Below are 5,978 nucleotides of genomic sequence, written 5' to 3'. Positions count from 1 at the left end.
GATGGGAGCCGTCTTTCGTCGCGGGTGGGGTTTGGGGGGTGTTTTCCTCCCCCCCGCGATAAGGCCCGCACAGACACAAGAAAAAAGGGCCCGAAGGCCCTTTGATCATTCAACCCCCGAGGTACGCGTCACGCACCTTCGGATCGGTCAGCAGCGCTTCACCGGTACCCTGCATCACCACCTTGCCGTTCTCCAGCACATAGGCGCGGTCGGCGATCTTCAGCGCCTGGTTGGCGTTCTGCTCCACCAGGAACACCGTCACGCCATCACGGCGCAGCTGTTCGATGATGTCGAAGATCTGCTGGATGATGATCGGCGCCAGGCCCAGCGAAGGCTCGTCGAGCAGCAACAGCTTGGGCTTGCTCATCAGTGCACGGCCGATGGCCAGCATCTGCTGTTCGCCACCGGACATGGTGCCGCCGCGCTGGTTATAGCGCTCCTTCAGGCGCGGGAACAGCTGCAGGACTTTATCCAGCTGCTCCTGGTAGTCGCCCTTGTCGGTGAAGAAACCGCCCATGGCCAGGTTTTCCTCGACGGTCAGGCGCGAGAACACGCGGCGGCCTTCCGGCACCACCGCGATGCTCTTGCGCATGATGTGCGAGGAGGATTGGCCGACCAGCTCTTCACCCAGGTACTTGATGCTGCCGCTATGGGCCTGGGGCGAACCGCAGAGGGTCATCAGCAGCGTCGACTTGCCGGCGCCGTTGGCGCCGATCAGGGTGACGATTTCGCCCTGGTTGATCTCTACGTTGACGCTGTGCAGCGCCTGGATCTTGCCGTAGAAGGTGGAAACGTTCTCGAACTTCAGCATTTACGCCTCCCCCAGGTAGGCCTTGATCACATCAGGGTTGCCGCGAATCTCTTCCGGCGTGCCATCGGCCAGGGGGGTGCCCTGGTTGATGACCACGATGTGGTCGGAAATGCTCATCACCAATTTCATGTCGTGCTCGATCAGCAGCACGGTCACGTTGTGGGATTCACGCAGGTAGCTGATGAGCGCCTTGAGGTCTTCGGTTTCCTTGGGGTTCAGGCCGGCGGCCGGTTCGTCGAGCATGATGATCCGTGGCTGGGTCATCATGCAGCGGGCGATTTCCAGGCGCCGCTGCTGGCCATAGGCGAGGGTGCCGGCGGTACGGTTGGCGAACTCGGTCAGGTTGACCTTCTCCAGCCAGTACTGCGCGCGTTCCATGGCCTCCTTTTCGCTGCGGCGGAAGCTCGGGGTCTTGAACAGGCCGGCGAAGAAGTTGGTGTTGAGGTGGCGGTGCTGGGCGATCAGCAGGTTCTCCAGCGCGGTCATTTCCTTGAACAGGCGCACGTTCTGGAAGGTCCGCACCACGCCCTTGCGGGCGATCTGATGGCCGGCCAGGCCCTGGATGGGCTGGCCGTCGAGCAGGATGGTGCCGCCGCTGGGTTTGTAGAAGCCGGTCAGGCAGTTGAACACGGTGGTCTTGCCGGCGCCGTTCGGGCCGATCAATGCCACCACCTGTTTCTCCTTGACGGTCAGGCCTACGCCGTTGACCGCCAACAAGCCGCCGAAGCGCATGCTCAGGCCGCTGACTTGCAGAATTTCGCGGCTCATCGAGGCAGCTCCAGGTGAGGACGTTGCATGGGCAGCAGGCCCTGCGGACGCCAGATCATCATCAACACCATCAGCGCACCGAACATCAGCATCCGGTATTCGCTGAACTCACGCATCATCTCCGGCAGCAGGATCATCACGATGGCCGCGAGAATCACGCCCAACTGCGAACCCATGCCACCCAGCACGACGATGGCGAGGATGATCGCCGACTCGATGAAAGTGAACGACTCTGGTGTCACCAGCCCTTGGCGGGCGGCGAAGAAGCTGCCGGCGAAACCGGCGAAGCAGGCACCCAGGGTGAATGCCGAGAGCTTGATCACGGTGGGGTTCAGGCCCAGCGCACGGCAGGCGATCTCGTCTTCACGCAGCGCTTCCCAGGCACGGCCGATCGGCATGCGCAGCAGGCGGTTGATGACGAACAGCGCCAGCAGGGCCAGCAGCAGGGCGACCAGATAGAGGAAGATGACCTTGTTGATCGAGTTGTATTCCAGCCCGAAGAACTCGTGGAAGGTCTGCATCCCCTCGGCGGCCTTGCGTTCGAAGGTCAGGCCAAAGAACTCGGGCTTGGGAATGTTGCTGATGCCGTTGGGGCCGCCGGTCCAGTCGGTGAGGTTACGCAGGAACAGGCGAATGATCTCGCCGAAGCCCAGCGTGACGATCGCCAGGTAGTCGCCGCGCAGGCGCAGCACCGGGAAACCGAGCAGGAAGCCGAAGGTGGCGGCCATCAGGCCGGCGATCGGCAGGCACACCCAGAAGCTCCAGCCCAGGTAGTGCGAGAGCATCGCGTAGCTGTAGGCGCCGACGGCGTAGAAACCGACATAACCCAGGTCGAGCAGGCCCGCCAGGCCGACCACGATGTTCAGGCCCAGGCCCAGCAACACGTAGATCAGGATCAGGGTGGCGATGTCGACCGCGCCGCGCGAGCCGAAGAATGGCCAGATCAGGGCGGCGACGATCAGGCCGATGATCACCCAGCGCTGGGTTTTCGGCAGGGTGAGGAAGTTGCTCACCGACGGCGGCACCAGCTTGCGGTCCGAGCGGCGGCCCATCACCGCACTCCACTGCTTGTCGAACAGCACGCGCAGGAACATCAGTACCGAACACGCGGCAATGATGCTGATGGTGAACGAGCCCTGGCTGTGAACGATCAGGCTGATGCCATCGATGCTCAGTTTCAGGCCCAGTACCGGGAAGGCCACGGCCCAGACCAGCAAGGCGCTGAAGAACGCCTGTTTGAGATTTCTGTTCATACTTTTTCAACCTCCGGGCGGCCCAGGATACCGGTCGGCCGGAACAGCAGGACAAGAACCAAAAGACCGAATGCCACCACGTCCTTGTACTGGTCGCCGAAGATGTCGGCGCCGAACGCTTCGGCCACGCCCAGCACCAGCCCGCCGAGCATGGCGCCCGGAATGCTGCCGATGCCGCCCAGTACCGCCGCGGTGAAGGCCTTCAGGCCCACCAGGAAACCGGCGTTGGGGTTGATCACTCCGTACTGCATGCTCAGCAGTACGGCCGCCACCGCCGCCAGCGCGGCACCGATGACGAAGGTCAGGGCGATGATGTTGTTGGTGTTGATACCCAGCAGGTTGGCCATCTTGATGTCCTCGGCGCAGGCGCGGCAGGCGCGGCCCAGGCGAGAACGGGAGATGAACAGGGTCAGGCAGGTCATGGCCACCAGGGTGACCACGAACACCAGGATCTGCATGTAGCTGATCAGGACTTCTTCCGCGCCGCCCGGCCCGAACGAGAAGCTCCCGGGGATCAGGTTGGGGATGGATTTGTCCTTGGAGTCCTGGGACAGCAACACGGTGTTCTGCAGGAAGATTGACATGCCGATGGCGGAGATCAGCGGGATCAGCCGGTTGCTGTTGCGCAGCGGCCGGTAGGCGACCCGTTCGATGCTGTAGCCGTAGGCACTGGTGACGCAGATGGTGGCGACGAAGGCCACGGTCATCAGGATCGGCAGCGAATGGATACCCATCATGGCCAGCCCGGCAAGGGCGATGAAGGCCACGTAGGAACCGATCATGTACACCTCGCCGTGGGCGAAGTTGATCATGCCGATGATGCCGTACACCATCGTGTAACCGATGGCGATCAGGGCATAGGTACTGCCGATGGTCAGTCCGTTAACCAGTTGTTGTAGGAAATGGTAGATCTCAGGCATTACAGCGCTCCTAAAAACCTGATTTGCATTTCACTGGTGGGGGATGACCCCGGCCCATGTTCTCGTGGTCTTCGCCACGTGATCTTTTGCGGGCACTGCCAGGAAACCGCGGGTGACGGTTTTAAGATTTTCAGGTGGACCAGCCCCCGGATCGCGGGAATCAGGCCCATAGAACCTCGTAAAACAAAGCCCACTGCTCGCACAGTGGGCTTCTCGGTCAGCTATTAGTCACGCAGTTACTGAGGAGAGACTTCGGTCTTCGGCTTGCCGAAGTGCCATTCGTAGACCACGAACTTGAAGTCTTTCAGGTCGCCCTTGGCGTCGTACGACAGGGTGCCGGTCGGGGTCTTGAAGGAGCCGGCGTGAATGGCGGCTGCCACCTTGTCGGTGTCTTCGGACTTGGCGGCTTCGATGCCCTTGGCGATCAGCTCAACGGCCGAATAGGCCGGGAACACGAACGGACCGCTCGGGTCCTTGCCGTCAGCCTTGATGGCGTCGACGATGGCCTTGTTCTCAGGATCGGTGTCGAACGACTTCGGCAGGGTCACCAGCAGGCCTTCGGAGGCGTTCTGGGCGATCTGCGAGATGGAGTCGTTACCCACGCCTTCCGGGCCCATGAACTTGGCTTTCAGGCCCTTTTCCTGTGCCTGGCGCAGGATCAGGCCCAGCTCTGGGTGGTAGCCGCCGTAGTAGACGAAGTCGACGTTGTTCTGCTTGAGCTTCTGGATGATCGAGGAGAAGTCCTTGTCACCGGCGTTCAGGCCTTCGAAGACGGCAACCTTGGTGCCTTTCTTCTCGAGGGTCTGCTTGACCGCGGTGGCGATGCCTTCACCGTACTGCTGCTTGTCGTGCAGTACCGCGACCACTTTCGGTTTGACGTGGTCGGCGATGTAGTTGCCGGCGGCCGGGCCCTGGGCGCTGTCCAGACCGATGGTGCGGAAGATCAGCTTGTAGCCACGGGCGGTGATTTCCGGCGAGGTGGCGGCCGGGGTGATCATGATCACGCCTTCGTCTTCGTAGATGTCGGACGCAGGCTGGGTGGAGCTGGAGCACAGGTGGCCGATCACGAACTTGACGCCGTCGTTGACCACTTTGTTGGCGACTGCAACGGCCTGTTTAGGGTCGCACGCGTCGTCGTATTCCTTGGCTTCAAGCATCTTGCCATCGACGCCGCCCTTGGCGTTGATGTCCTTGATGGCCTGTTTGGCGCCGATGAACTGCATGTCGCCGTATTGGGTGACCGGACCGGTCTTGGGGCCGGCGATACCGATCTTGATGGTATCGGCGGCAAACGAATGGCTGGCAACCCCGGCCAGAACCATTGCGGCGAACAGCTTGGAAATCTTGATCATAGTGCTCCACTCATTCTGTTGTAATTCTTATAGTCCTGGAGGCCAGGCCTACAGACCGGGCGGGATTTGCGGCTGGCTACGCCTAACCGCAACCCCACCTTCCCCCGGAACATGTCCCGGAACTGTACCGGTACAGTGTAGAGCGCTGTCCGAGCGCTTGAAAAGCGGGCGAAAAGCGTCTGTTTCCAGGGGTGTCGCCTGGTCGACATAAAGATACAGAAAAGCGCCATCACTTTGCCTGCACTCTCGGCCCGCCCCCACAAGTTCGCGCCGAATCGACCAAATTACGTATTTGAAACCGGGTTTTTCTGCAAAAATGCCGGCCTTTTTTCTTGGCCGATTTTTGCGCAGGTAAACCCATGACTGATCAAGTAAGCACCCTCTATGCCAAATTGCTCGGCGAGACCGCTGCCATCGAGTGGAAAGCCCTGGAACGTTTCTGGGCCAAGGGTGACCTTATTTGGGTCGACCCCAGCCTCGACCTGATCGCCGTTGCCGAGGCAATGGCCGAGAATCGCAGCGAGATCTTCGCCAAGTGGCGCAGTGATGGCACTGTGGCTGCGCTGTCGGCGGAGCAGGCGCTCGACCTGCAAACCCGCGATCCAGAGATCTGGGCGGTGGTCGTTTCGCCGTTCATCGTGATTCAGGAAAAGAAAGCGGAATAAGCACGCGCTTTTTTAGTGCGCAAAATCGCACAGACGCCTCGTGATGGTGCGCGTTGACGCTCACGTAAGGTGGAAGTAAGTAACAGTGGCGGGATGATTCGGCGGGGCGGTAACAGTTTACGGCATGCGTAATACACCGCCGAAATGATCGCGGGGGAAAAACCCCCCCACCAGACCGTGGGAGGGGGATTTCCCCACCCAGTATTTCC

General features: G+C 61.0%; 6 protein-coding genes. 1 reads left to right on the top strand and 5 read right to left on the bottom strand.

Features of this window, described 5'->3' with window-relative positions; all coding sequences use genetic code 11:
• Positions 1-109: 109 nt before the first annotated feature.
• The 5 genes from ACO6VM_RS22250 to ACO6VM_RS22230 form a co-directional block, all read right to left on the bottom strand.
• On the bottom strand, positions 110-811 hold the full coding sequence (locus ACO6VM_RS22250) for an ABC transporter ATP-binding protein (protein ID WP_401058723.1): 702 nt from the start codon (positions 809-811) through the stop codon (positions 110-112).
• Entirely contained in the window at positions 812-1,579 is a 768-nt protein-coding gene (gene livG, locus ACO6VM_RS22245; protein ID WP_125462912.1) for a high-affinity branched-chain amino acid ABC transporter ATP-binding protein LivG, read from the bottom strand. It abuts the gene before it with no gap.
• Positions 1,576-2,832 carry a high-affinity branched-chain amino acid ABC transporter permease LivM gene (locus tag ACO6VM_RS22240; protein WP_401058721.1) on the bottom strand — a complete coding sequence of 419 codons (1,257 nt, stop codon included), beginning with the start codon at positions 2,830-2,832 and terminating at the stop codon, positions 1,576-1,578. Before ACO6VM_RS22240 ends, livG begins: the two co-directional genes overlap by 4 nt.
• Positions 2,829-3,752: a high-affinity branched-chain amino acid ABC transporter permease LivH gene (gene livH, locus ACO6VM_RS22235; protein ID WP_125857673.1), complete on the bottom strand. Its 924-nt coding sequence runs from the start codon at positions 3,750-3,752 to the stop codon at positions 2,829-2,831. The genes ACO6VM_RS22240 and livH overlap by 4 nt, the downstream gene beginning before the upstream one ends.
• Positions 3,753-3,988: 236 nt before the next feature.
• On the bottom strand, positions 3,989-5,104 hold the full coding sequence (locus tag ACO6VM_RS22230; protein ID WP_401058719.1) for a branched-chain amino acid ABC transporter substrate-binding protein: 1,116 nt from the start codon (positions 5,102-5,104) through the stop codon (positions 3,989-3,991).
• A 359-nt stretch (positions 5,105-5,463) separates the two neighbouring features.
• Between ACO6VM_RS22230 and ACO6VM_RS22225 the strand changes: the two genes are divergently transcribed.
• Entirely contained in the window at positions 5,464-5,769 is a 306-nt protein-coding gene (locus ACO6VM_RS22225; RefSeq protein ID WP_401058717.1) for a DUF2288 domain-containing protein, read from the top strand.
• Positions 5,770-5,978: the final 209 nt, after the last annotated feature.

Source organism: Pseudomonas sp. GZD-209 (genome assembly GCF_049310485.1).
GTDB lineage: Bacteria > Pseudomonadota > Gammaproteobacteria > Pseudomonadales > Pseudomonadaceae > Aquipseudomonas > Aquipseudomonas sichuanensis.
This window is presented reverse-complemented; position numbering and strand designations above follow the sequence as displayed.